The 24,122-nt window shown below is 58.3% G+C and carries 26 protein-coding genes; 13 read left to right on the top strand and 13 right to left on the bottom strand.

Going from position 1 to position 24,122, the window contains the following annotated elements; translation table 11 throughout:
• Window positions 1-25 precede the first annotated feature (25 nt).
• Complete coding sequence (locus FCS96_RS00360; RefSeq protein WP_138438272.1) at window positions 26-937, bottom strand: LysR family transcriptional regulator; 912 nt, start codon at window positions 935-937, stop codon at window positions 26-28.
• A 121-nt stretch (window positions 938-1,058) separates the two neighbouring features.
• Between FCS96_RS00360 and FCS96_RS00355 the strand changes: the two genes are divergently transcribed.
• A complete protein-coding gene (locus FCS96_RS00355) occupies window positions 1,059-1,325 on the top strand; it encodes a hypothetical protein (protein ID WP_138438271.1) in 267 nt (88 codons plus the stop codon).
• Window positions 1,326-1,340: 15 nt separating this feature from the next.
• Complete coding sequence (locus tag FCS96_RS00350; RefSeq protein ID WP_138438270.1) at window positions 1,341-2,033, top strand: glutathione S-transferase family protein; 693 nt, start codon at window positions 1,341-1,343, stop codon at window positions 2,031-2,033.
• 18 nt (window positions 2,034-2,051) lie between these two features.
• Here the strand turns inward: FCS96_RS00350 and FCS96_RS00345 are convergent, their stop codons facing one another.
• Together FCS96_RS00345 and FCS96_RS00340 are read right to left on the bottom strand one after the other, a co-directional pair.
• Complete coding sequence (locus FCS96_RS00345) at window positions 2,052-3,152, bottom strand: mandelate racemase/muconate lactonizing enzyme family protein (protein WP_138438269.1); 1,101 nt, start codon at window positions 3,150-3,152, stop codon at window positions 2,052-2,054.
• A 70-nt stretch (window positions 3,153-3,222) separates the two neighbouring features.
• Window positions 3,223-3,552: a hypothetical protein gene (locus FCS96_RS00340; protein WP_228263987.1), complete on the bottom strand. Its 330-nt coding sequence runs from the start codon at window positions 3,550-3,552 to the stop codon at window positions 3,223-3,225.
• 123 nt (window positions 3,553-3,675) lie between these two features.
• Here FCS96_RS00340 and FCS96_RS00335 point away from each other — a divergent pair, with 123 nt between their 5' ends.
• The 4 genes from FCS96_RS00335 to FCS96_RS00320 all read left to right on the top strand — a co-directional run bounded on the left by FCS96_RS00335 (window position 3,676) and on the right by FCS96_RS00320 (window position 8,467).
• A complete protein-coding gene (locus FCS96_RS00335; protein WP_138438268.1) occupies window positions 3,676-3,852 on the top strand; it encodes a DUF2897 family protein in 177 nt (58 codons plus the stop codon).
• Window positions 3,853-3,930: 78 nt separating this feature from the next.
• Window positions 3,931-5,025 carry a DUF2855 family protein gene (locus FCS96_RS00330; protein WP_138438267.1) on the top strand — a complete coding sequence of 365 codons (1,095 nt, stop codon included), beginning with the start codon at window positions 3,931-3,933 and terminating at the stop codon, window positions 5,023-5,025.
• Window positions 5,015-5,665, top strand: a complete 651-nt coding sequence (locus tag FCS96_RS00325; RefSeq protein WP_228263986.1) for a DNA-3-methyladenine glycosylase family protein — start codon at window positions 5,015-5,017, stop codon at window positions 5,663-5,665. Before FCS96_RS00330 ends, FCS96_RS00325 begins: the two co-directional genes overlap by 11 nt.
• Window positions 5,666-5,842: 177 nt before the next feature.
• Window positions 5,843-8,467 carry an EAL domain-containing protein gene (locus FCS96_RS00320; RefSeq protein ID WP_138438266.1) on the top strand — a complete coding sequence of 875 codons (2,625 nt, stop codon included), beginning with the start codon at window positions 5,843-5,845 and terminating at the stop codon, window positions 8,465-8,467.
• Between the two features lie 5 nt (window positions 8,468-8,472).
• Here the strand turns inward: FCS96_RS00320 and FCS96_RS00315 are convergent, their stop codons facing one another.
• Entirely contained in the window at window positions 8,473-8,796 is a 324-nt protein-coding gene (locus tag FCS96_RS00315) for a DUF3175 domain-containing protein (protein WP_138438265.1), read from the bottom strand.
• Between the two features lie 128 nt (window positions 8,797-8,924).
• On the opposite strand from FCS96_RS00315, the gene FCS96_RS00310 reads away from it, so the two are divergent.
• Together FCS96_RS00310 and FCS96_RS00305 are read left to right on the top strand one after the other, a co-directional pair.
• On the top strand, window positions 8,925-11,036 hold the full coding sequence (locus tag FCS96_RS00310) for a molybdopterin-dependent oxidoreductase (protein WP_138438264.1): 2,112 nt from the start codon (window positions 8,925-8,927) through the stop codon (window positions 11,034-11,036).
• A 262-nt stretch (window positions 11,037-11,298) separates the two neighbouring features.
• Window positions 11,299-13,722, top strand: a complete 2,424-nt coding sequence (locus tag FCS96_RS00305) for a response regulator (protein WP_171040632.1) — start codon at window positions 11,299-11,301, stop codon at window positions 13,720-13,722.
• 141 nt (window positions 13,723-13,863) lie between these two features.
• On the opposite strand, the gene FCS96_RS00300 is transcribed toward FCS96_RS00305, so the two are convergent.
• Together FCS96_RS00300 and FCS96_RS00295 are read right to left on the bottom strand one after the other, a co-directional pair.
• Window positions 13,864-14,904 carry an NAD(P)H-dependent flavin oxidoreductase gene (locus FCS96_RS00300; RefSeq protein ID WP_138438262.1) on the bottom strand — a complete coding sequence of 347 codons (1,041 nt, stop codon included), beginning with the start codon at window positions 14,902-14,904 and terminating at the stop codon, window positions 13,864-13,866.
• A 52-nt stretch (window positions 14,905-14,956) separates the two neighbouring features.
• Complete coding sequence (locus FCS96_RS00295) at window positions 14,957-15,265, bottom strand: hypothetical protein (RefSeq protein ID WP_138438261.1); 309 nt, start codon at window positions 15,263-15,265, stop codon at window positions 14,957-14,959.
• Between the two features lie 165 nt (window positions 15,266-15,430).
• Between FCS96_RS00295 and FCS96_RS00290 the strand changes: the two genes are divergently transcribed.
• Together FCS96_RS00290 and FCS96_RS00285 are read left to right on the top strand one after the other, a co-directional pair.
• Window positions 15,431-16,915, top strand: a complete 1,485-nt coding sequence (locus FCS96_RS00290; protein ID WP_138439571.1) for a glutamate--cysteine ligase family protein — start codon at window positions 15,431-15,433, stop codon at window positions 16,913-16,915.
• Window positions 16,912-17,952, top strand: a complete 1,041-nt coding sequence (locus FCS96_RS00285) for a M14 family metallopeptidase (protein ID WP_228263985.1) — start codon at window positions 16,912-16,914, stop codon at window positions 17,950-17,952. Before FCS96_RS00290 ends, FCS96_RS00285 begins: the two co-directional genes overlap by 4 nt.
• A 254-nt stretch (window positions 17,953-18,206) precedes the next feature.
• Here the strand turns inward: FCS96_RS00285 and FCS96_RS00275 are convergent, their stop codons facing one another.
• The 5 genes from FCS96_RS00275 to FCS96_RS00255 form a co-directional block, all read right to left on the bottom strand.
• A complete protein-coding gene (locus FCS96_RS00275) occupies window positions 18,207-19,016 on the bottom strand; it encodes an alpha/beta fold hydrolase (protein ID WP_138438259.1) in 810 nt (269 codons plus the stop codon).
• Window positions 19,017-19,112: 96 nt separating this feature from the next.
• Window positions 19,113-19,295, bottom strand: coding sequence for a hypothetical protein (locus tag FCS96_RS00270; protein ID WP_138438258.1), 183 nt, complete (start codon window positions 19,293-19,295; stop codon window positions 19,113-19,115).
• 89 nt (window positions 19,296-19,384) lie between these two features.
• Window positions 19,385-19,843, bottom strand: a complete 459-nt coding sequence (locus FCS96_RS00265; protein ID WP_138438257.1) for a hypothetical protein — start codon at window positions 19,841-19,843, stop codon at window positions 19,385-19,387.
• Window positions 19,830-20,132, bottom strand: coding sequence for a type II toxin-antitoxin system RelE/ParE family toxin (locus FCS96_RS00260; RefSeq protein WP_138438256.1), 303 nt, complete (start codon window positions 20,130-20,132; stop codon window positions 19,830-19,832). The genes FCS96_RS00265 and FCS96_RS00260 overlap by 14 nt, the downstream gene beginning before the upstream one ends.
• Complete coding sequence (locus FCS96_RS00255; RefSeq protein WP_138438255.1) at window positions 20,120-20,377, bottom strand: type II toxin-antitoxin system Phd/YefM family antitoxin; 258 nt, start codon at window positions 20,375-20,377, stop codon at window positions 20,120-20,122. The genes FCS96_RS00260 and FCS96_RS00255 overlap by 13 nt, the downstream gene beginning before the upstream one ends.
• 608 nt (window positions 20,378-20,985) lie before the next feature.
• Here FCS96_RS00255 and FCS96_RS00250 point away from each other — a divergent pair.
• From FCS96_RS00250 to FCS96_RS00240, 3 genes are read left to right on the top strand one after another with little or no spacing between them, the layout of a single operon-like run.
• Window positions 20,986-21,603, top strand: coding sequence for a LemA family protein (locus FCS96_RS00250; protein ID WP_138438254.1), 618 nt, complete (start codon window positions 20,986-20,988; stop codon window positions 21,601-21,603).
• Window positions 21,603-22,361: a TPM domain-containing protein gene (locus tag FCS96_RS00245; protein WP_138438253.1), complete on the top strand. Its 759-nt coding sequence runs from the start codon at window positions 21,603-21,605 to the stop codon at window positions 22,359-22,361. Before FCS96_RS00250 ends, FCS96_RS00245 begins: the two co-directional genes overlap by 1 nt.
• 60 nt (window positions 22,362-22,421) lie before the next feature.
• Complete coding sequence (locus tag FCS96_RS00240) at window positions 22,422-23,039, top strand: TPM domain-containing protein (RefSeq protein WP_138438252.1); 618 nt, start codon at window positions 22,422-22,424, stop codon at window positions 23,037-23,039.
• Window positions 23,040-23,250: 211 nt separating this feature from the next.
• Here FCS96_RS00240 and FCS96_RS00235 read toward each other — a convergent pair whose 3' ends face one another.
• Both FCS96_RS00235 and FCS96_RS00230 read right to left on the bottom strand, forming a co-directional pair.
• Complete coding sequence (locus tag FCS96_RS00235; protein ID WP_138438251.1) at window positions 23,251-23,481, bottom strand: DUF6429 family protein; 231 nt, start codon at window positions 23,479-23,481, stop codon at window positions 23,251-23,253.
• Window positions 23,482-23,585: 104 nt separating this feature from the next.
• Window positions 23,586-23,987, bottom strand: a complete 402-nt coding sequence (locus FCS96_RS00230) for a hypothetical protein (protein WP_138438250.1) — start codon at window positions 23,985-23,987, stop codon at window positions 23,586-23,588.
• Between the last annotated feature and the right edge of the window lie 135 nt (window positions 23,988-24,122).

Below are 24,122 nucleotides of genomic sequence, written 5' to 3'. Positions count from 1 at the left end.
GAGCGATGGCAGACGATCGCCAGCGCTAGCTGCCCAGCTCATCGGCAAACAACTGGTCGACCACCAGTGCCACCAATTCCCGCACCATTGAGCCGTTGCGTTCCGGGTGGCGATGGCTGCAAAAGCTCAGGGTGGTACTGAGTGCCGCCTCATTGAACTCAACCACCTTGTTGCGACTGGCCCATTCAGTGGCCAGTGAGTGCTCCACCAAGCCATAACCCAGGCCCGCCGACACCATGGCCAGCGCGGTGTACTCATCCTCGGAGGTTGCCACGCGCCTCGAACGCTGCCACTCGGACCCCATCAGCTGCTGCAACATGCCGTAGAACGCGCAAGAGTTGGTGGGCCATATCCAGGGTAACTCCATGACCTCGGCCGGATCGCTGGGCAATGCCTGCAACGGCGAGTCTGCCGGCCCAATTACCGACACCGGCACATCCATCAGGTACTGGAAATCCAACTGATGGTTGTGCCATTCGCCGTAGACGAAACCGCAATCCAGCTCGCCGCTGGCAACCCTCTCAACAATGACATTTGATGAAATGGTGCGCAGCTCCAGTGACACCGCCGGCAGGGTCCGGGCACACAGCTGAATCAGTCGATCAACCCGCAAATGCTCCGGCGGCGCGTTGATACCAACGGTGATGGACACCGACTGGTGCTGGCCAAGCTGACGGGCCAGATCTGCCATTTCCTCAACACCCCCCAAGGCCTTGCGCGCCGGCCCCAGTAACAGCTCGCCTTCGCGGGTCAGGACCATGCCCTGGCTGTTGCGATTGAACAACCTGACGCTGAGCGCTGACTCAAGCTGTTTCAAGTGCTCACTAACGGCCGAGGGCGTGCTGTGACGCCGCTGGGCTGCACGGGTGAGATTGCTCTCTTCCGCCACTAGAACGAAGGACTTCAGGCGATCCAGTTTCAGGTTCATGGCATTCATATTTTACGAACGCTCCGTCAAAAGAATACTGATAGACCACTAGGATCAATACCACATAGAGTGTTTTCCATAGGGTACGCGTTCAGCATAACGCAACGCGATCAACGAGAGGAAGCAGGAGATGAACACTCACAACAGCTTCAACACCAGCCTTACCGACAGCCAACTGGACGCCGCCTGCGATGCGTTGCGCGCGTGCCAGGACCGGCAGATCGAAATGAAGAAAACCTTACTCGCTATACTGCGTCAATGGTGGCAGCGGGCCCGGCAACGGGCGGCACTGCGCCGGCAACTGATGGAAATGGATGTTGCACTGATCGAAAAGGACATCGGTGTGCCGGCAGGCACTCTCGGCGAGGAAGCCTACAAACCTTTCTGGAAACACTGACCACGGAGACCGCTTATGACCACCCTCTACATCGCCAACAAGAACTATTCCTCCTGGTCCCTGCGGGCCTGGTTGTTGATGACCGAGCTGGGACTGCCGTTCGAGGAAAAGCTGATTCCGTTCGGCGACCCGGCGGCATGGAACGCCTTCCGAGCCGAGGGTGGCAGTGGCAAGGTACCAGCGCTGCAGGACGGAAGCCTGCATGTCTGGGATTCCCTTGCCATTATTGACCATCTGGCCGAGTGCCATTCTGAGGTCTGGCCCGCCGACCCAGCGGCCCGGGCCTGGGCCCGAAGCGTCTGTGCCGAGATGCACTCCGGCTTCCCGGCCCTGCGGGAGCTTTGCTCCATGAACATCGGGGTCAAGGTGCGCCTGAACACCCTGCCCCCTGAACTGGCCCGGGATATCGAACGCATCGCCGCGATCTGGCTGGAAGGCCTGAGCCGATTTGGCGGACCATTCCTGGCCGGAGACCGCTTCACCGCGGTGGACGCCTTCTTCGCTCCCGTCGTGTTCCGCTTTGAGACCTATAGCCTGGACCGCAGCCCCGCCATGGCCGAGTACATCCAGCACATGCTGGCGCAACCCGGCATGCAGGCCTGGGCCCAGCAGGCACTGGCTGAACCCTGGATAGAACCGAGGCATGAAGCGGACTGCGAACTGGCGGGCAAGATTGTGGAGGACCTGCGCGGCCCGGACAGTGCGTAGGACATAGCCCGGACTCCGTTATTCGTACACGTCGTGCAGTGCCAGGGCTTTGAAATCCGGAGTTACTCCCAACCCTGGCCGGTCACTCAGGGTCATCCGACCGGACGAGACCTCAGGCGCCCCTTCCGCCAGCTGCACGGTATTGTAGTTGTGCAGGTCGGTGGTGTTGAGCAAGGTCCGCGACGGCGTACTGGCGGCCAGATGGGCGTAGGCCGCGGTGGCAATACCACTGCCCCAGGCGTCCTCAATAGTCAGGGCTATGCCAGCGTCGACACAGACGTCACGAATAACGCGGGACGGAGTCAGGCCACCAAACTTGCTGACCTTTAGCGCCATGGCATCCATGGCGTCGTCCCGAATGGCGCGCCGTACGTCGGCCAGGGAATTGAGACTCTCATCCAGCTTGAGTGGATGCCGTGCCCGGCGCCGGATCGACAGGCATTCCTCGTAACTGCGGCACGGTTGCTCCAGATACAGGTCCAACCCCTCCACTGCCCGGGAAAACCGCAGGGCCTGGTCCCGTCGCCAGCCACCATTGATGTCGCCAACCCAGATCTCGTCCGGCTGTTTCTTCCGGCCAAGGGTCTGCATCAGCTCAATATCTTCCTCGACGCTGTGACCGAGTTTGATCTGGATATGGCGGAACCCCTCGGCGCGATAACGGCTCAGAGTCTCCTCCATCTCCGAGGATTCCGCCAGCGGCACAATCCGATGCAGTGGCATCGACCGGGTCAGCAGCCCGCCGAGCAGGGCATACACCGGCATGCCGGCTGCCTTACCGAGCAAGTCCCAACAGGCGATATCGATAGCGGCCTTGGCGACCGCCTGCCCGTTGAGCGCCTGCTCCATGGATTCGTTAATGCGGGTGATGTGCAATGGGTCTTCACCCAGAAGGGCGGACGCAAGCACCGACAGACAAGAAGGCAGGCCCTCGGCGAAGGCTGGCATGTAGTTCGGGCCACAGGGACAAACCTCCCCGTACCCCATCAATCCTGTATCGGTGGTTAACACCACCACCGTACTCAGAAAATCCTGATGGGACCGCCCCCCGGCAAATGCGTAGGCCTTACCGGCGTAGGGCAAATTCGCGGTGTACACCGCAATGCTCTCGATACGCATGACAGACCTCTCGCTCCAGGTCGTTTCCGCATCTTCTGAGCATAGTCCGATCAGGCCAACGCTGCCGCTTTTATCGGGGATTCACCGGATTGGAGTAGCCATCACCTTTTACACCCAGCCGGTCGAGGTAAACGTGCAGCTCGGCCACACTCATGTCGACGTACTCAAGCACCCGGCCGTAGAGCATAGCGGTGGGCACGTTGCGCCCGTTCAGTTCACGCTGGGTTTCATGGATGACGTAAAGAATCAGCCGCTCGGTACGAGTCAGGCCGTCACGCACATCAGGAGCCGAGTCTATAGGGGCTTGCCATTCAATCTGAGTCATGTTCACCAGTTTACCAAAAGGCCGCTCTTTGCGTTCGGTTTCTGACAGACGCTTACGCACAGCAGAACATTTCATGTCTGTCGGCTCGGTGGGCTTGAGTGTCGCCAGTGCGTCCCCGGAACAGATTGCCGAACCCCGGTGCCCTGAGTCACTATGAAGCATCGTCCTCAAGGATAGCTCCGAAGGAGAACACCAAACATGCCAACCATTGGATGGATCTTTCTGATCGTTGCCCTGGCCCTGATTGTCGGTGGCCTCATGATCCTGCGTGATTCGGCCCACAGCATGAAAATCTCCGACGAAAAAATGGCCAAGATCCGCAAGCGCAAGGCCGAGCTTGAAGCTCAGGAAAAAGCCGACGACGACTGGAAGTAGGCGCGGCGGATTAACCCGTTTCGCCATTGCTACGATTCGGCGCAAGCCACAGACAAGATAGCTGACAGGAGAGTCGAAATGGCTGAGTTCCAGGTTTTCAGGAACCACTTTTCCAAGCACCGGCTGATCACCAGCCCTGCGACCGAAGCCATGCCAAGCCCCGGCGAGGGCGAGATCGTGGTCAGGATCGAACGGTTCTCTTTCACCGCCAACAACATCACTTACGCTGCGGCTGGCGACCAGCTCGGATACTGGCAGTTCTTCCCGCCCTCCGAAGACCCTGACGACGAGTGGGGCATTATCCCGGTATGGGGCTTTGCCGAGGTCGTCGCCTCGAACGTCGAGGAGGTCCCGATCGGTGACCGGCTGTTTGGCTACTTCCCAACCGCCAGCTACCTGACCATCACACCGGCGGGCGTGACCAATCAACGCCTGCTGGACGGCGCCCCTCATCGCGCGAAGCTGCCCATTGCCTACAACAGTTACACCCGTGTGAGTTCAGAGCCGGGCTATGATCGCGCCACCGATGACGAACGTATGCTGCTGTGGCCGCTTTACATCACATCGTACTGTCTCTGGGATCAGCTGCAGGACAACGACTGGTACGGCACCAGCCAGGTGGTGCTGCTCAGCGCCTCCAGCAAAACCAGCATCGGTCTGGCCTACGCCCTGCAGGGTGATGATTCGGCACCGCAGGTTTCGGCCCTCACTTCCGAGCATAACCTGGAATTGGTGCGCGAGCTGGGCCTGTACGATCAGTGCCTCAGCTACCCAACCCTGACGGAAATCGACGCCACCAAACCCACCGTGGTGGTTGATATGTCCGGCAGCGGCGAAATCCTGGGGCAGTTGCATCAACATCTGGGCGATAACATGGTGCACTGCATCAACGTTGGCCTGACTCACTGGAGCGAAACCCAGCCAGGCGCAGGTGTGAACCGGGACCGCAGTGAGTTCTTTTTTGCCCCCAGCCACATCCAGAAGCGGATGAAAGACTGGGGCCCCGACGAATTCACCCGCAAGACCTCCGCGTTTATTCGGAATACGGCAGTCCAGAGCCGGCAATGGCTGACCCTGAGGAAGGTATCGGGCCTGCACGACCTGGCGAAAGTGTATCCGGAGGTGTGTGAGGGTCGGGTACCGGCCGATGAGGGACTGATTATTGAACTCTGACGCGCCGCTCACTGAGGACAGGCTGCGCCACGGCGCCGAGGCCCTGGCGACGATGGACCCGGATCTGGCGCCGCTGCTGGCCCGCTTCGGCGTTCCTCCCCTGTGGCCGCGGGAGCCGGGCTTCGCCACCCTGGTGCAGATCATCCTGGAACAGCAGGTCTCGCTTAAAGCGGCGAAGACCATGTTCGAACGCCTTGAGCAGGCGCTGCGCGGGGTGACACCAGCGTCCGTGCTGAGGGCCGGTGAAGATGGCCTGAAAACCCAGGGCCTGACCCGCCAAAAAGCCCGATATTGCTACGAACTGGCGCACCGTGTGGCCGAGGGCGAATTGCCGCTGGATCGGCTGCACCAGTGGTCCGAGCCTGAGGGGCGCAAGGCCCTGCTTGCAGTGCCCGGGCTGGGGCCCTGGAGTGTCGATGTCTACTACCTGATGGCGCTGCGCCGGCCGGATATCTGGCCTCAGGGTGACCTGGCGCTGGCTGTGGCCCTGCAGGAGGTCAAGGGCCTGGAAGCGCCACCCACACGCGATCAACAAAAACGATTGTCCGACCCCTGGTCACCCTGGCGCGCCGTTGCTGCCCGCCTGCTCTGGGTGCATTACCTGGCCGCCCGTGGTGATTATGCAGGGCCCGGCCGCTAACCTCGTCGGCCACGTCAACCAGCAACACACTGCCTGCCCAGTGTGTTGCTACTCTGTACACATTTTTCTACATAAAATACTTCAGGCTGCAGTGCGATCAACGATAAGATTAAAAATTAATCAATTCTCTCTTTCAGTCACTGGCCTTCAGGGCCCCAACCAGTTTGTCAGCCGATCGTGATCTTCTCTAATTTCTTGCGTCTCAGTTTAACGGTGGTGTGTTGTTTCACCTGGACTCTGGTACAGGCACAAACCCAGCCGATCACGGTAACTGAATCGTCGCCGATCCTGGCCCAGTTCGAATACTGGGAAGACCCGGAAGCCGATGCGGACCTCAACCAGGTTCGAAATCTGCCGGATTCCGCGTGGCATCTGGAGCCCTCTGGCAGCGCCACGTTTGGTAATACGCCCTCGGCCTACTGGTTACGTTTCTCGGTCCGGAACCTCGACCCGGAGGCCGTCAACCTGATTGTTGAGCTGGCGTACTCACAACTGGATGACGTGATTTTTCATGTGGTTTCAAACCAGAACCAAGCTCCTGGCCGCAAAACCCAGGAGTTCAAAACTGGCGATGGCCGGCCGTTCTATCCGCGCCAGGTGGACCATCCGAACATGCTGCTGCGAGTTAAATTGGCGCCAGCACAGACCAAGACCATCTTTGTACGGGTCAAAACCGCCGGACCCACCATCCTGCCGCTGCGGATCTGGCGTGAAGCGGAATTCTTCAGCGCCGCCACCCATGAACAGAAACTGCACTTCTTCTATTACGGCTGCCTGACCGTCATCATACTGATCAACTTGGCGGTGTTCCTGACCCTCAGGGAACGGCTGTACCTGTATTACGCCATCGCCATTTCCGGCTATCTACTGTTCTTCGCCTCGATCAAGGGCTACAGCTTCCAGCTACTTTATCCACAGGCTCCGGGGCTGCACGCCAAAGCGATGCTGGCTTCGATGCCCGTGTTGGCGCTGTTTTCGTTGCTGTTCTGCCGCAGCTTTCTCCGCACCCCGTCTCATAGCCCCAGGCTCGATCTTGCGATACGGGTGATGATCGGTTTCGAGGTGATTAATTTCATCGGCGCCATGATGCTGGACTACAACGTTGCTATCAGGCTGTCTTCAATATCGGCGTTGGTGTTCTTTTCTCTGTTGTTTGTGGCTGGCCCCGTTACCTGGGCTGCTGGTGTTCGAGCCGGAGCCTTTTTTACCGTGGCCTGGACCCCGCTGACGGTAGGCGTGCTGGCAACCGCCGGACGGGCGCTGGGTTTCTTCCCGACCAACTTCATGACCGAACACGCCATGCAGATTGGTTCCGGACTGGAGGCATTTATCCTGACCCTAGCACTGGCGGATCGCCTGTACCGCGAACGGGAGGACAAGATCATCGCCCAGGCCGACAGCCTGCGCCAGGAGAAAGCCCGGAACGACGCCCGCCAGGAACTCACCGAAGCCATGACCCACGATCCGGTCACTGGGCTACCCAATCGCAACCGGTTCGAGTGGATGGTGAACAACCAACTGGCTGAGGATCCCCAGGGCAATTACATGGTGGGCGTGGCCCGGATTACCCGGCTGGATGAGATCAACCGTACCCTGGGACTCAATCGCAGCGAACGTTTGCTGAAGCGCCTAGCCGAACAAATGACCGCCATGGCCATTCAACTGCCGGAAGTACATCGAGTTCGCGATGATCAGGGCCGAGACGAGTGCGTTTATCAGCTGTCTGGTGACTGCGTTGGCATTCTGGTGCACGCCGACAAGATTGCCTCCGACCTGGAGGGCCTGAACCAGGCGCTTGGGCTGCTATCCCTCCCGGTGCCACTCGATAACCTGGCTATTGAACTGCACCCGAAATTTGGTGCCGCCCGTTATCCGGAACACGGTGACAACGCTGCGTTATTGATCCGGAATGCTCACGTGGGCATGGAAATCGCGCCCCGGGGCCTATTGGCGACCGGTTTCTACAGCCCGGATCTGGATATCTACAGTGAAGGCCGGCTGACCCTGATGTCGGATCTCCGGGAGGCCATCCAGAGCGACCAGACCATTCTCTACTACCAGCCCAAACTCTCCCTGGTGACCGGCCGGGTGATTGGGCTGGAGGCCCTGATTCGCTGGCATCATCCGCAACGGGGCAGTGTCAGTCCGGCCGACTTCATTCCACTGGCGGAAGAAACCGGGGTTATTCACCAGCTGACCCGCTGGGCCGTTGAGCGCGGGATTCGCGACCTGGCCGGCCTGCAGAGTGATCACCCCGGGCTGGGCCTTTCGATCAATATTTCGGCCCGGGATCTGTCGTCACGCAGCCTGAAGGGGCACATCGAATCCGTCCTGGGCCAGCACCGGATACACGCCCAGCGCCTGACTCTCGAACTGACCGAGACCGCCGCCATGGAAGACCCGGAGAAAGGGCTGCTGGCGCTGAAAAGCCTGGCGGATGCAGGTATTGGCATCTCTATTGATGATTTTGGCAGTGGATACTCGTCGCTGTCCTACCTGAAGGAACTGCCGGCCACCGAGATCAAACTGGACCGTACCCTGGTGACCGATGTCTGTGCCAGTGACAGCTCCCGGGTGATTATCGAAACTGCCATCAATATGGTGCACGGTCTGGGCTACAGCGTAATTGCCGAAGGCGTTGAAGACGAAGCCACTGCCCGACTATTAAAGGGACTTGGCTGTGACAAATTGCAGGGCTACTGGCTGGGCCACCCGATGCCCCTGGCGGATCTGCAACCATGGCTCGCGTCATGCCCAGAAGCTATATTGAGCATTTTTCAGCCGGAAACCACCGACAAATAACCAAGTCAGCGCCGGTGGTACAGTGCCCGCAGCTCATCCTTCGCGGCCTCCAGTCGGGCACGCTTGTCAGCAGGGAGCCGGCGTCCGGCCCGGTTAATGTAAAAGGTCAGCATCGACATCGCGGAGCGGAATGGGTCAGCTTTGCGCCGCTGGCTACGCTCGGCAGAACGCTTCAGCGAGAGTGCAATCTCCCTTGGATCCTCAAGTGCAAACACCCCGGTTTCCAGATCCAGGGCATCACTGCTGTCTGTGACCCGTTGCGACCAGCGTTTACGCGCCTTGTGGGACCGTTTCCATTGTCCGCCAGTGGAAGAAGGTTGCGTGGCCATGACAGATTCCTCTTTTTGGCTTGTGGCGGAAATGACCAAGTATGTGTCATTTCTGACCGTCTGCTTTTGTCAGGGCTTGTGCCACACTCAGGTTAGCCAATAACAACACCATGACCGAGCCCTGATCTATGAGCGACCTCAAGACCCATTATCGAACCTGCAACATTTGCGAAGCCATGTGCGGCCTCGAAATAAAGCATCAGGACGGCAACATCCTGTCGATCAAGGGCGACAAGGAGGATCCGTTCAGCCAGGGCCATATCTGCCCCAAGGCCGTGGCGTTGCAGGATTTCTACCACGACAGGGACCGCCTGAAAACGCCGCTCAAACGCACCAATAATGGCTGGCAGGCGCTCAGCTGGGAGCAGGCCTACGACGAGATCGCCACCCGATTCCGCGGCCTTCAAGCCGAACACGGCCAGGATTCGGTCGGGGTCTATCTGGGCAATCCCAACGCCCACAACTTTGGCAACGCCATCATGCTGCCGCGCTTTTTCAAGGCTCTGGGCACCAATAACCGTTACAGCTCCGCCTCCGCCGACCAGCTTCCACACCACGTCGCCTCCAATTACATGCTCGGCGCCGGCATGCTGATACCGATTCCGGACATCGACTACACCGATTTCATGTTGATCATCGGTGCCAACCCGATTGTCTCCAACGGCAGCCTGATGACGGCCCCGGGCGTAGGCAAACGCCTGAAGGCCATTCAGGACCGGGGTGGCAACGTGGTGGTGGTCGATCCACGCCGCACCGAAACCGCGAAAAAGGCCGATCAGCACCTGTTCATCCGGCCGGAAACCGACGCCCTGCTGATGCTCGCCTTGGCCCACACCCTGGTTGAAGAACAGCGCGTGGATCTGGGCCACCTGGAACCCATCATTGCCGGCCTGGACCAGTTGGCAGAGGCGGTGAAACCCTACAGCCCGGAGGCCGTCGCCGACGCCTGCGGCATCGACGCCACTACCATCCGCAACCTGGCACGGGACTTGGCTGCGGCCAAAAGCGCGGTCTGCTACAGCCGCATGGGTGCCTCCACCCAATCCTTTGGCGGCCTGTGCCAATGGCTGAACAATGTGCTGAACCTACTCACTGGAAATTTTGATCGCCGCGGCGGCGCCATGTTCCCTCAGCCGGCGTTTGATCTGGTGCGCGACAAGAAAGGTAAACCCAGCTCTTACGGTCGGTTTGAGTCGCGGGTGCGAAAATTGCCCTACTTCAACAACGAGTTCCCGGTCGCGACCCTGGCCGACGAAATTCTCACCCCGGGCGAGGGCCAGATCCGGGGCATGATCACCATCGCCGGTAACCCGGTGCTGTCCAGCCCCGGCGGCGCCCGCCTGGAACAGGCATTCGACAGCCTCGGCTTCATGGTGTCGGTGGACATCTACCTGAACGAGACCACCCGCCATGCGGACATCATCCTGCCGGCCACCACCGGCCTGGAAGTGCCTCATTTCGATGTATTCTTCAATTCCTTTGCCGTGCGCAACACCGCCAAGTTCTCCGAGCCCATGTTCGAGAAGACACCGGACCAGAAGCACGACTGGGAAATTCTGCGGGATCTGGCCCTGCACCTGACCGGTCGCGAGGACGACGGCGTAACCCCGGAGATGATGCTGGATGGCGGCCTGAAACAGGGGGCTTATGGCGAACAGGGCATGAGCCTGGCCAAGCTGAAAGCCAACCCGCACGGAGTTGACCTGGGACCTCTGCAGCCCTGCCTGCAACAACGACTACAGACTGAAGACGGACTTATCCACATCGCGCCCCAGCTGTACCTGGACGACCTGAAACGGCTGGACGCCTCCGGACTGCTGGACCAGGCCCGGAACCCGGACTACCCGTTCGCCATGATCAGCCGTCGCCTGCCGCGCAGCCACAACACCTGGACCCAGAACTCCCATCGCTTGGTGAAAGGCAAAAACCCATGCACGGTGCAGATGAGCGTCGCCGATGCTGAGCGGCTTGGCCTTAAGGACGGTCAGTTGGCACAGGTGGCGTCGCCCACCGGAAGCATTCAACTGCCGGTAGAGATTAACGATGACATGTTCGAGGGGGTGGTCAGCATTCCCCAGGGCTGGGGTCACAATCGCAGCGACACCGGCATGACCGTGGCGGAGGCACAACCGGGAGTCAGCATCAACGACGTTACCGATGCCCAGCGCATTGATGCACTGACCGGCAACGCCGCCTTCAACGGTACCCAGGTGGCAATTAGCGCAATTGCCCTAGCCTAATGACACAGGCCTCGTGCGGCCGGAAAGAATACCCTGTTCCAGGCCGGTGTCCATCACGCCAGTGTAGGGGAAAGCACTGTCTTTGACGGAGTTTTTGAAAACTGCCCTAGGGAACCTTTTTCGTCGGACCCTCGTGATCTGTACCGTAAACCTGTAAATTTGAAACCTGTATCTCACGTTCGAAGTGGCGCACGATTACACATTTCTACTCACCGCCCCTAACGCACGTCAATCATTCATGCGCAGCGCAAGAGGTCAGGTAATGGCAGGCGGCTACTTGGGACCAAAATACGAAGCGCTCAAGCAGCAATATGTGCGCGGTTTGCCCAGCCGTCTGGATGAGTTGCGATCGTCCTGGAGCCGGCTTCAGCACGTAAGCTGGGATGCCAAGGCCCTAACCTTCATGGAGCAGTGCGCCCACAAACTCGCGGGTAGCGGCGCCACCTTTCAGTTTCCGGAGATCACCGAAACCGCCCGGGTGCTGGAAGGCCAATTACTGCAACTGCTGAACAAACCCGACGCCACTCCGGCGGAGCGCAGTCAGATCGAAGCCTCCCTCGGCCACCTGGGCCAGGCCATGGATGAGGCGCTCAACACGGTCACGTCGCAACCAGATCCTGCTGCGGCACCCGCGACTGCAAAGAACCACTACCGTATTGCTGTGATCGAAGACGACCTCAGTCAAGCCGCTTTCCTGAAAAACTGGCTGGAACAACGCGGCTTTACCGCCCAGACCTTCGAGACCCCGGAGGCCTACAACCGGCGTACTGACGACCACAGTCACCATCTGATTCTGCTCGACATCAGTTTTCCCCAAGGCGCACTGGAGGGCATTGCCTGGCTGGAACGCCTGAAATGCCAGGTAGGTGCCAACACCCCGGTGATCATGATGTCGGCCAGAAGCGACATGGTTGCGCGCATGCGCGCTCTTCGCGCCGGCGCCGATACCTATCTGACCAAACCCCTGGACCTTGGGGTGCTGGAAAAACGCATCGGCCAATTGCTGGAGCACACCCTCACCACAAAACCGCGCGTGCTCTGGGTCGACGACGACGCTGATTTGCTGGCCTACTACAAGACCATGCTGACCGTCGAAGGCTATGAGGTGGAGGGGCTGTCCCAGCCAATACGAATACTCGAGCGTATCGAGCAATTCCAGCCAGACGCCCTGGTGCTGGACCATGAAATGCCCGGCGTACAGGGTTTGGAATTGGCCCAGGTGCTCCGACAGGATGCCCGGTACATGACCATTCCCATCCTGTTCGTGTCAGCCTCCCAACAAGTGGCGGAACAGCTGGAGCGACAGAGTATGGCCGGCAATCCGATCTTCACCAAACCACTGGACAAGCAACGGTTCCTGAGCGCGCTGCATCAGCACTTGCTGCAGGCTCAACTGCTCACGGCTCGCATCAACCTGGTTAGCCAGCGCAGAGAAAGCCGGAGCTTACAGAACCACGACTACTTCCTGACCGAGCTGGCAACCCTGCTCGCATACGTGGAGGCCGCCCCCGAAAACCGGTCCCGCTACCTGGTGCAAGTAGGCATTGACCGTGAAGAGTACCTGCGCGCCCAACACGGCGCCCGAGCTCTCGCCATCCTGACATCGCATATGGCAACCCACTTCGCCAACCAACTGGGCGCCAATGACTCAGGCTGTGCCCTAGGAGGGGGGAGCTTTCTGTTCCAGGTGAATGCACCGGTAACCGAGGATGCCGATGCCTATCTGGATAGCTTCCATCAGCGCCTGCACAGCACTACCTGGACTGTGGGCGAGCCGCCGAAGCCGGTCACGCTCAGCATGGGTGTGCTGCCGCTGAACGAAGCCATGAACGAAGACAAAGCCCTGCTCGACGTGGAAAAAGCCTGTGCCGAGGCCATTCAGGCCGATGGCAGTTGCGTGGTATGGCATCAAACGACGGAACGGTCTGATCGCAGCCAACTGGATGATCGGATTCAGGAATTGCTCGAAGCCCGCTCGTTCCGGCTGCACTACCAGCCAATCGTGAACATGGATTCCGGGGACACCCTGTTCGAGGCCCTGGTGCGTTTGGTTGACGAAAACGACGCCGTATACCTGCCCGGCCAGTTCCTGGCTCAACTGGCTGAAGGCAACCACGGAACCCTTTATGACCTGGATCGCTGGGTGGTTGAACACGCAGTGGAGGGGCTGTCGAAACTGGCGGGTAAAGCCTCTGCCAGCCACTCCGTGGCCATCAAACTGTCGTCCCCAATGGCGGACGTGGCAAAATTGGTGCCGCTCATCAGCACCGGCATACGCAACGCCCGCATCAAGGGTAAACGCCGGGTCTACCTGGCGCTCTCAAGCCCAACCGTGATTAAGGACGTCGCTTCGGCCAGGCAGGTGCTGAGGGTAGTGCAGGACATGGGATGCGGTCTGATCATTGAGCACATCGAAACGGGCCCGGCATCCGTTGAGCTGTTGAAAGAGCTGGGGTCGGTGGATTTTGTAAAGCTAGCCTCGAAGTACGGCACCAGCGCCGAACAGACACCGGAGCTGGAAGACTTACTGCGTCAACTGACTGGCATCTTCGGCTCCAGCCTGCCGATTGTGGCAACCCACGTGGAAGACGCCAAAGCGCTATCGTGGTTCTGGGAGCGTGGCATTCGCAATTTCCAGGGGCACTTTATCCAGGCGCCGGAAGTGGCGATGAATTTTGAGCTTTGAGCACAGACGACAGGACCCATACTCAGAATAATCGCTACGGCGATCATTCGATAAAAGCAGCGGGAGAGTAATGGCCACGACCTGGCGCAGGTCCTGAAAAAAACAGACAACCTTATCTGTCACTGAGTGTTCCAACTCTGCTTACTCGTCCATACCTGCCAGCTCTCGCGTCAGATTTGCCGCGGACACTTCTTTACAGCCACTGGCATTCTGCCCCGACCACAGGGGTGAGAAATCTCCGCTTCCCTCGGATTCGGCCTTTGCCCGCAGCGGGGCGATAGCAGCAGACGCCAAGGGGAACGCCGGCGCTGTGCCATTCATTGGCCCCAGTTCGCGCATCACGCGGTTGATGATCCCCCTTGCAGCACCGCCGCTGAACAGATTGGTCAGTGCGGTAACCCTGCTGGCTTTGGATTTCAGGGCAACACGGTGCACGGGTTTGGTCTGGGCTTCGGGGCACAACAGATACGCGGTTCCAATCTGGGCCCCGCCCGCGCCGAGCGCCATGGCCGCCTGAACACCTTGGGCGTCAGCAATGCCGCCCGCGGCGATAACCGGGACCTTCACCACGTCCACCAACTGGGGGATCAGGGCAAAGGTGCCTATCTGAGTATTAAGGTCATTAGACAAGAAGAATCCGCGATGGCCACCGGCCTCGAGCCCCTGGGCGATGATGGCATCGACACCCTGCGCCTCCAGCCAGAGCGCCTCATCCATCGTGGTGGCAGTCGACAGGATCTTTCCGCCCCAGCCGCGAATGCGATCCATCAGTTCAGGCGCCGGCAGGCCAAAGTGGAAACTCACCACCGGCGGTTTAAATTCTGCCAGCACATCGGCCATCTCGGCGCTGAATGGCGCCCTGCCCCCTTGCGAGGAAATGGTGCTGGCGTCGATACCAAACTCCTCGAAATAGGGTGCGAGAGTTTTGCGCCACTGCCGCTCAGCTTCGGCGTCCGGTTCCGGTGGCGTATGGCAGAAGAAATTGACGTTGTAGGGCCTGGAAGTCTGACTGGTCAGGGCCAGAAGTTCTTCGCGCAAGCCTTCAGGACTGAGCATGGCACAGGGCAAGGAACCCAAGCCTCCTGCATTGGACACGGTTACGGCGAGCTCATACCCCTGTACCCCCGCCATGGGCGCTTGAATGATAGGAAGATCAATTCCGAACAGTGTCTGGATAGTCATAATTAGCTCTCAATCAGAGAACCCGCGCTAGCGCTAACGGGCATGGGTGATATCAGAAACTCAACTCAGGAAAAAGCAGCCGCCAGCAATCCTCGGAGCCAGCCAACAGGCTCAAGCCATCGGGCGAAGGTTTTGGGCACGGTTGGGCGTTCAGCTCCTGTGCAAAGGTATCCGCCTTGGGCGAGAAGTAAACTTTAACGTCACAGTGCAAACGACCCTCTGATTCATGGCGGATGAATGCGGCCATGTCAGTCGGGCTGCCGGCCTCTGCAAAGCCTGACGCAAAACGTTGCTCAATACTGGCTTGTTGTTCGAACGCCAGCATCGCATCGCCTAGACTCTTTACCCGCCAGCTTCCCATAAAAGCTCCCGTGCCGGACGCTCTGAAAATTCAATCACCAAAGCGTGACGCCATGGCTGGTGAGCGTCAACCGCCCACAAGAAGCCCGGAACCCGTCAAAGGAGCTGATGCCAAGCCCATCTTCCACTACTATCAAAGTAGATGAACCCTAGAGACAACGTTACCGTGGGACTGACGATCACGAAATCGGAATTCACGGATGAAGAGTTTGAACATTTTGCTGCCAAGGTCCGCACCGACCTTACTGCGTTCGCTCGTCTGCTGGACCGGCCCGGCTTTGGTGAGGGCGAGAGTTCCATTGGCGCTGAGGTCGAGTTCTACATCGTCAACCCCGACCTGCGGGTTCAATCCATCAACACCGACATCGCCGCCAGCGTTCAGGACCCGCAACTGACGGTTGAGCTCAACCGATTCAATCTCGAATACAACCTCAGCCCCCAGGTCTTCAAGGGAAGCCCGTTTGCCCGAACGGAGCAGGAACTACTATCTGCCATCCAACGAATCAACCAACACGCCGCACCACTGAACGGTGAACTGGTCCCAATTGGCATTCTGCCCACCCTGCGCCAGTCCGATACGGGTACAGAGGCGATGACAGACGAACCCCGCTACCATGCTCTATCCAGCGCGCTGATCAAGCAACGGGGCGAGCCCTTCAGCATCCACATCGGAGGCAACGATGTCGTAGACCTGGAGGCGGACGACGTCACCATGGAAGGGGCCAATACCTCGTTCCAGCTGCACTGGCAGGTTTCCGCCCACCGTTTCGCCGATTATTTCAATGCCGTCCAACTGGTCACACCCATTGTCCTGGCCCTGGCCAGCAATTCGCCCAGCCTGTTTGGCCACCACCTCTGGGACGAAACCCGCATTGCCCTGTTCAAGCAATCCATCGATAGCCGATCTCCGCACCTTAAAACCTGGCGCCATCCGCCCAGGGTGTATTACGGAAACGGCTGGGCACGCAGCGCCTGGGAACTGTTTGCGGCCTCCGCATCGTTGTATCCCCCCATCATCCCACTCATGTCGGATGAAGACCCGATGGCCGTGCTCGATCGTGGCGAGGTGCCGGAACTGGCCGAGATGCGCCTGCACCAGGGCACCACCTGGCCCTGGAACCGGGCCATCTACGATCCCACCGGCGATGGTCATCTCCGCATTGAGATCCGATCCATGCCTGCCGGCCCAACGGCCGTGGATATGTGTGCGAACGGGCTGTTCGTGATCGGGGCTGCCCTGGCGGTGCTGGACGACATCCCACATCTGACCTCAATCCTCCCCTTCCATTACACCGAACACAATTTCTACCGCGCCGCCAAATACGGCATCGGCGCCGAAATCATCTGGCCGCACAAGGATCAGGTGCAGTTGCAGGATATGCCGTTGTTGGCCGTGGCCCGGGACCTGCTGCCCCGCGCCCGGGAGGCATTGAAACGAACCGACGTGGACGAGTCGGAAATTCACCGCCTGCTGGGCATCATTGAAGGCCGCATTGAAACCGCCATGACCGGCGCCCGTTGGCAGCGCCACATCACCGAGCATCTGTTCCAGTCCCTGAGCCCCGATGAGGCGTTCCGCAGCATGCTGTCGCTGTACATGACCAACCAGAAGACCAATACACCGGTCCATGAATGGGCGCGGTCACCGTGAGCACATCGAACGTACTCGACTACCTGCATGACCCGTCACCCCGGACTCTGGGGCGTTCACCCCTTGAGTGGCTGGACCGGCTGCACAAGCCCACGGTGGTTCATGTGGCCGGTCGCGATCGCTCGCGGACCCGGGCCATGGCCACGCTGTTGCACGGTAACGAGCCTTCCGGTCTGTTTGCTCTGCACCGATGGCTGCTGGAGCAGCACACGCCCGAGGTCAACATGCTGTTTCTCCTCGGCGGCGTCTATCCCGCGAAAATCCCACCCGCACTCTCACACCGCCAGCTGCCCTACGGGCTCGACCTCAACCGGTGCTTCCGGCAACCTTTCGAGGGCGAGGAAGGGGCCATCGCCCAGGCCTTGCTGGCCGAGCTGCAGAAGGTAAAACCGGAATGCCTGCTGGACGTTCACAACACCTCAGGCACCGGCCCGGCCTTCGCCGTGACCATCACCAGCGACGCCGCCCACCAGGCGCTGACCTCCCTGTTCACTGACCGGCTCGTCATGACGGACCTTCGTCTGGGTGCGCTGATGGAATATTCAGAACAGGAGGTACCCACGGTGACCATCGAGTGTGGCGGCTCCCAGGAAGAACAGGCGCACCAATTGGCGTACGAGGGACTCGTGCAATACACCTCAAGAGCCGATGTGTTGTCACTGGAAAAAGCAGAGTGGGACGTCAACGTACTGCGCAATCCGATTCGGGTGGAGCTGGCGCCGGAAGCGACCATCGAATATCGCCTTACGCCTACCGGCCAGGCCGACCTCACCTTACCGCCCGACATCGAGCGCCGGAATTTTGGGATAGTGTCCCCGCATGAGCCGCTGGGATGGGTGGGAAACAAAGGCCTGAGCATACTGACCGCGATCGGCCACAACCGGGCCGAGACCATGGAGCAGATTCTTCAAGTAAAGGATGGGCAGATCTACCCCGCCCAGGCCCTTAAAGCCTTCATGATCACCACCAACCCGGTGATTGCAAAGAGTGATTGCCTGTTCTATGCGGTGAAAGCGACCGGCGAGCCGATATTTTAAAACCCAGTGAGCCCCAGAGCGACATAGTGGGCTTCAGGTACTCAGTTATCTCATACCTCGTTAAAAGCTTGAAAGTCAGCCATATCAGCAAGGTAGATCGTTACCAACAGAATTTTGTCGCGGCCGGAACAGAGCTCGTAACTCCTCTACCGGACGATAGCGCATGGTCTTGCGGTCGCTCTCCCATGCCGTCACGTTCTGCGCACTGGGGGTCGACCAGCGGCTCAAGCATGTTCCTCTCTGACGTGCCGAGACTAGGCGTGCTCATATGTAAACCTCCTATCGAGGAAATCGAGAACCGCCTTGTTTACAGCAGCCGGTTGCTCCAGAGCGGACAGATGACCCGCGGCGGGAATCTGGACCAACTCGGAGTCGAGCAATGCGTCGTGGATCTGGCGTGATAGGATGGGCGGAAGCGAGCGATCCTCCTCCCCGACCAGCACGAGGGCGGGCACGCCAATCTGCGAAAGACGGTCAAGAACCGAATCCCTCTGCATCAGCGCTTTCAGGCTCAGCAGGATGGACGGAAGATGGACGCGGGAAAACTCCCCTTTCCACTCGCGAACGAGCGCCGGATTCTGCCGCCGGGTCGTGGCCCCAAACATGAGCCGAGCGATAGAGGGCAGGAACGGGCCTATTCCAAGGAATCGAGCTCCCAAGCCCATTGCGCTATTCCTCAGCTTTCGATACAGGTGTTCAGCCCCAGCGTCGGTATCCATCAGGATAAGCCCTTTCACCCGCTCGGGACAGGTCAGCGCCGCCCGCAATGCCACCATGCCTCCCACGGACAACCCGCACCAGACGGCTCGCTCAATGCCCACCTCGTCCAGTACTGCCACCACGTCCGAGACAGCGTCATACAGGGAAAAGGATTGCGTTACTTCGCTTGACCCACCGTGGCCACGGAAATCGAGGTTGAGCACACGGTATGTCTCTGCAAAGGCCGGTACCTGCTCGTGCCACATCTTGCCTGTACAGAGGAAGCTGTGTCCCAACACCACGGGGCACCCTGCCCCAGTGTCATCGAAGAAAATCGACAAGCCTTGATTATGAGCGGAGGCCATACGATTCGTCTCAGGTGCGAGAAGAGGAACGGCTCATTAACTGCCTAGACAATATGATGCCCCACTATGGGGCTGCCCCCACCTCGTGGGTTAGCCTCAGCCACTGGTATGGAGCGCCACATCTTCAATTCTGACACCGATTGTTACGCGGCGCCACGAGTCGATTTTCGCTTTAACGCATTTCACATTCCGGTGAGCCTGGTGGCGCCACTCAACAGCTTTAAGTTTGAACTCGGTGGTGTACTTCTTGGTTTTCTTGCCAGTCTTGATTACAGGCATCAATGTTCTCCTTTGGCGGAGTTATCGATACGTGTCTACTGGAAGTGGGGGAGGTACAGAACGAGCTGCAACAACTGGTTAGGCATTTCTCAATTCCGTGCACCGCATGGGGCCGCTGGCAGTTTGCCTGTTAAAATTCGCTGCCAATCGGTAGCAACTTCCTGGGAGCTGAATGTCCCGCGTAAATTTCCGCTAGGAATTGGCACCCATATTGTCGCCTTCGAAAACTCACGACTACCGACAAGAATGCGGATCATTTTGCCGGTGTTTGCTTCCGTGAATGCCTCTAAATTCGTGGTACCAAACTCTGTCAAATTGACGTAAACCGGCCAACCAAGATCTGTCTGCTCCCCTACTGTCGATTTTTCCACGTAGGGCGAGCACAAATAAAACTCCGGCTCAGTCTCCGCCAATCCAATGGCAGGAAAAGCCAACAACAGAATGGCGATCCATCTCATCAAGACCATTGCAACGCCGAAGCGCACCGGTGACTTTGACATAGCGAAGACAAAGGTATCCGAGTGATGCACCTGGTTAGCTGTTCCCAAGCATGTACGCCCGAAGCTGCCGCTCCTCTCGCATAACATAGAGGACGAGAACCCGCTGCTCATCCTCGCGATAAAAAATGCGACACGGTGAAACCACTACCTCCCTGTATACCGAATTAGGAAGTTCTGGAGGAATCCGTCCGGATTGGGGAAAATCCTCCAAACGTTCGGTCTTATCGAAAACTTCCTGGACCAGATGACCAGCGGCAGCAGGATTATCCAGAGCAATGTACTCGGCGATGGCATCCAACTCTTGAAGGGCGGGCTCCGTCCAGATTACTTCAGCCATTTACTCATTTTCTCCCTGGCCTCACTCTGGCTGTACATTCTTCCCTCAAGTACAGCACGCTCTCCCCGTGAGAGCCCCTCAAGCAGCTCAAGTCGGCGCTGCATAAACTCGTAATCCTGCACATCCACAAGGTATGCGGATGGCTGACCATGCTCGGTAATCAGTACCGGCTCTTTCGACAAGTGCAGATCTGCCAGAATCTTTGTGGCTTGGCGCTTGAGGTTGGTAACAAGCTCAACTTTCATGGGCTCACCCTGAATCAGATTAACAGTGTCACTATAGTATCACTTCTCGGGTGGGGCAATCACAGCTAACGCTCTGGCATTGCGGCGTGCCGGAGCGCCAGCGCAGGCGCGTCCGACAACAGCCATTTGTTAATGGCCGGTTACCCGGCGGTTTATCCCTGGTACTCAAACCCGAATGCCCTCTGCCATGCAGCTTGCACCCAGCCTAGCCCATGGCGAAAGGAACCAGAACACGAAACCTAATGATTTTGCAGTGTTTTGCGGGGAGACAAGTTGAACGATGGTAAACATTTGAAAGCAACTCCCTGCTTTACTGACTGAATCCTTCCTAGGCCTTGGCCATTAACAGCTAATTATACGAACGCGTTCGTATACCCCCGTTCGTATAACTCTGGAACACCCTTGTGCTGCGGAGGTGTGGTCCGGTACCGGGGGGCTTCGGATTCTTGGCGCTCAGGAACCGTCATGTGCCCAAAAGGTGCGGGTCTGGAATACGCTTACCACCTTGAAAACACTGGCCCTATCCCCAATTAGAAGGTAGTTCGATGCCTCGGCATGATCGCACGGCATCTTCCCTTTTTCATGCATTTACCACCGGGAAAAGCACTATGGGAATCCTTCATAAACCGTTTCAACAGCGGACTGTCTGGCAGTTGGCACCGCTGATGGCACTGGTTCTGTTGCTCAGTGGCTGTGGAATCAACAACATTCCCACTTACGATGAGAAAGTCACCTCTGCCTGGTCCCAGGTAGAAAACCAGTACCAGCGCCGGGCGGATCTGATTCCCAACCTGGTGGAAACCGTCAAGGGCTTCGCGGCTCAGGAGCAAGACACCCTGACAGCAGTCATTGAGGCGCGTTCCAAGGCCACTTCCATTCAGGTAGACGAGAGCATTCTCAACAATCCCCAGAAGCTGCAGCAGTTCCAACAGGCCCAGGGTGAGCTTAGCAGCGCACTGAGCAGGCTGATGGCGGTGTCTGAGCGTTATCCGGACCTGAAGTCGAATCAGAACTTCCTTGCCTTACAGTCACAGCTTGAAGGTACGGAGAACCGTATTGCTGTCGCGCGGCGTGATTTCATTCAGGCGGTGGAGCGCTACAACACCGAACTGCGCACCTTCCCGGGTAAGATCTGGCACAGCATCCTGTACAGCGATCTGGAGCCCCGCGCCAACTTTGAAGCCACTACGGAAAATGCGGATGAAGCGCCCGCGGTGGAATTCTGATGATTGCACAGTTCCACAAAAGCATGCTGTTAGCGTTACTGGTATTGCTGCCGGCTGCTGTATGGGCACAGTCAACGCCCGAGTTTCCCGAACTGACCGGCCGGGTGGTCGACCAGGCGGAGATACTTTCTCCTGAGGTCGAAGCGCGCCTTGGCAAGATGCTTCAGGCCCACGAGCAAGCCAGTACTGAACAGGTTGTGGTGGTTACGCTGCCGAACCTTCAGGGCTTTCCCATTGAGGATTTTGGTTACCAGTTGGGCAGGCACTGGGGTATTGGTCAGGAGGGCGAGGATAACGGCGCCCTGCTGATTGTGGCCAAGGAAGAACGCAAAATCCGCATTGAGGTGGGCTATGGCCTTGAAGGCCGGCTCACTGATGCCGACTCTTCGGTGATCATCAATCGCATTATTACCCCGGCGTTCCGTCAGGGGGATTTCCAGGCCGGTATCTTCAACGGCGCCGCCGCGATGATCCAGGTTCTCGGTGGTGAACCGATGGCAGCTCCCCAGGGCCAGACAACAGGTGTCGCCCAGGAGAAGCCCAACGCCGGCATGGTCGCGCTATTGTTCTTCATCATGATGGCCGTGGTGTTCTTTATCGGCAGTCGCGGTGGCCGTGGTGGGCGCGGTGGCGCAGCCCTGTTAGGAGCAGCTCTGCTGGGTGGTGCCATGGGCGGCCGTGGCGGCGGCTTCGGTGGTGGTGGCTTTGGCGGCGGTGGAGGCGGCTTCGGCGGCGGCGGTGCCTCTGGTGGCTGGTAGCTCCGCATTGACAGCCAAGCGCGCTGAACCCCCTCACTTGACGATGAGACTGAAAGAATCATGACATTATTAAGCAAGAGCGATCAGGAAGCCGTTACTGCAGCCATTAACGAGGTGGAACGGGAAACCGACGCCGAACTGGTCACAGTACTGACGGCCCAGTCAGATAACTACAGCTATATTCCCCTGCTCTGGGCCGGCATCCTGGCGTTGCTGGTGCCCGGCATTGCCAATTACTTCGGCAGCTGGCTCGGTGCCGACATGCTGTTGCTGGTGCAGTGGGGTACGTTCATCATGCTCAGCCTGCTGTTTCGGGTGCCCGGCATTAACACTCGCCTGATTCCCCGGCAGGTGCGTTACTGGAGGGCCTCCAACCTGGCGCGCCGGCAGTTTCTGGAGCAAAACCTGCATCATACCGAAGGCGACACTGGCATGCTGATCTTCGTCTCGGAGGCGGAGCGCTATGTGGAGATTCTGGTGGATCAGGGCATTGCCGACATTCTGGACAACACAGTGTGGGAAGACATCGTGGCGGACTTCACCGCCAAAGTGCACCAGGGCCAGACGCGGCAGGGTTTTCTTGACTGCATTGCCAGATGCGGAAAGCTCCTGAAAGAGCACATACCCGCTACCCACGAACGCAACGAGCTGCCCAATCATTTGGTAATTCTGCCCTAACGACGATGGGAGCTAACGTTATGGAGTGCCGCGACACCGCTACCGGATCGGTGTCGAGGGTGCTCATGACAGTTCCTCCTATGCTCCAATCATAGGCTAGGAGTGTCTAGTGGACCGGGGGAAGTCCAATCATAGGCTAGGAGTGTCTAGTGGACCGGGGTAAGTCCAGAACGCACTTAAGCGACTTGTTAAAAGATTGGCGGTCATGTGCTCACGAATGCTTGGCAAAAAGCTGCTGAAACAACCGCTCAGATTCTTCAAGTCCTTTCTCTGTGAACAACACTGACTTTGCCTTGCCCACCGGGTTTTCGATGAGACCTTTTTCGTAAAGCCTATTCATAGCTTCCCAGTCAAAAGACTTCCAGGCACGGCCTTCATCGTGCAATGTCAGGTGCAGCAACGCCAAAACGGCCTGATCGACTTTTTCTTCATCTATCTCCATGGCTTAAGCCTCTGATGCTTTACCTTTTAACGCTTGGCTTTGCGGCGTGCCGACAGGGGCGTCCGGTGGAGGGCCGAAGGCCCGGAACAAACTGCAACACCTTGTTATGAGGAGGTCCGAAACTTCTGTGAGACGGACGTGAAATATGCAATTGCTATGAGCATGCCATCTCCAACTTGGAGAAGTCCCAGCACTACCTGATCAAGTGGCGTTAACACCTGTATTCCCATAAACAGTGTAAGACCGAAGTTGACCAGATAAAAAACGACAAAGGCCTCTCTGGCCAGCCTTACAAAAAAATAGAGCCCGAGTGACAAAGCCATCCAGATAGTAAAAATACCCCAGGCAATAAAATTACCACTGGTAAACACTGCACCTGTCCCTGAGTCCTCCAGGACAAGCAACTCCTCAATGCTCAACCATTGATAATCAAAATACGGCAACAGCCATAAGACCGCGGTTAACAAAGCTTGGACTACAACTAAAAGTCTAAAAATCGCGATCATATAGTGAACTCATAACGCTTGCAGCATGCGCGCCCATGAAATGAAGCCGAAGGCGCAATGTAATGGGCGTCGCCGTGCCTGCACTGGTTATGGTGTCTCATCTCGGCCTCCGTCTTTGACGCCAGCGATAACGAA

This window comes from Marinobacter alexandrii (assembly GCF_005871205.1).
GTDB lineage: Bacteria > Pseudomonadota > Gammaproteobacteria > Pseudomonadales > Oleiphilaceae > Marinobacter > Marinobacter alexandrii.
The sequence above is the reverse complement of the archived record's forward strand: the minus strand, read 5'-3'. Positions and strand labels throughout refer to the sequence as shown.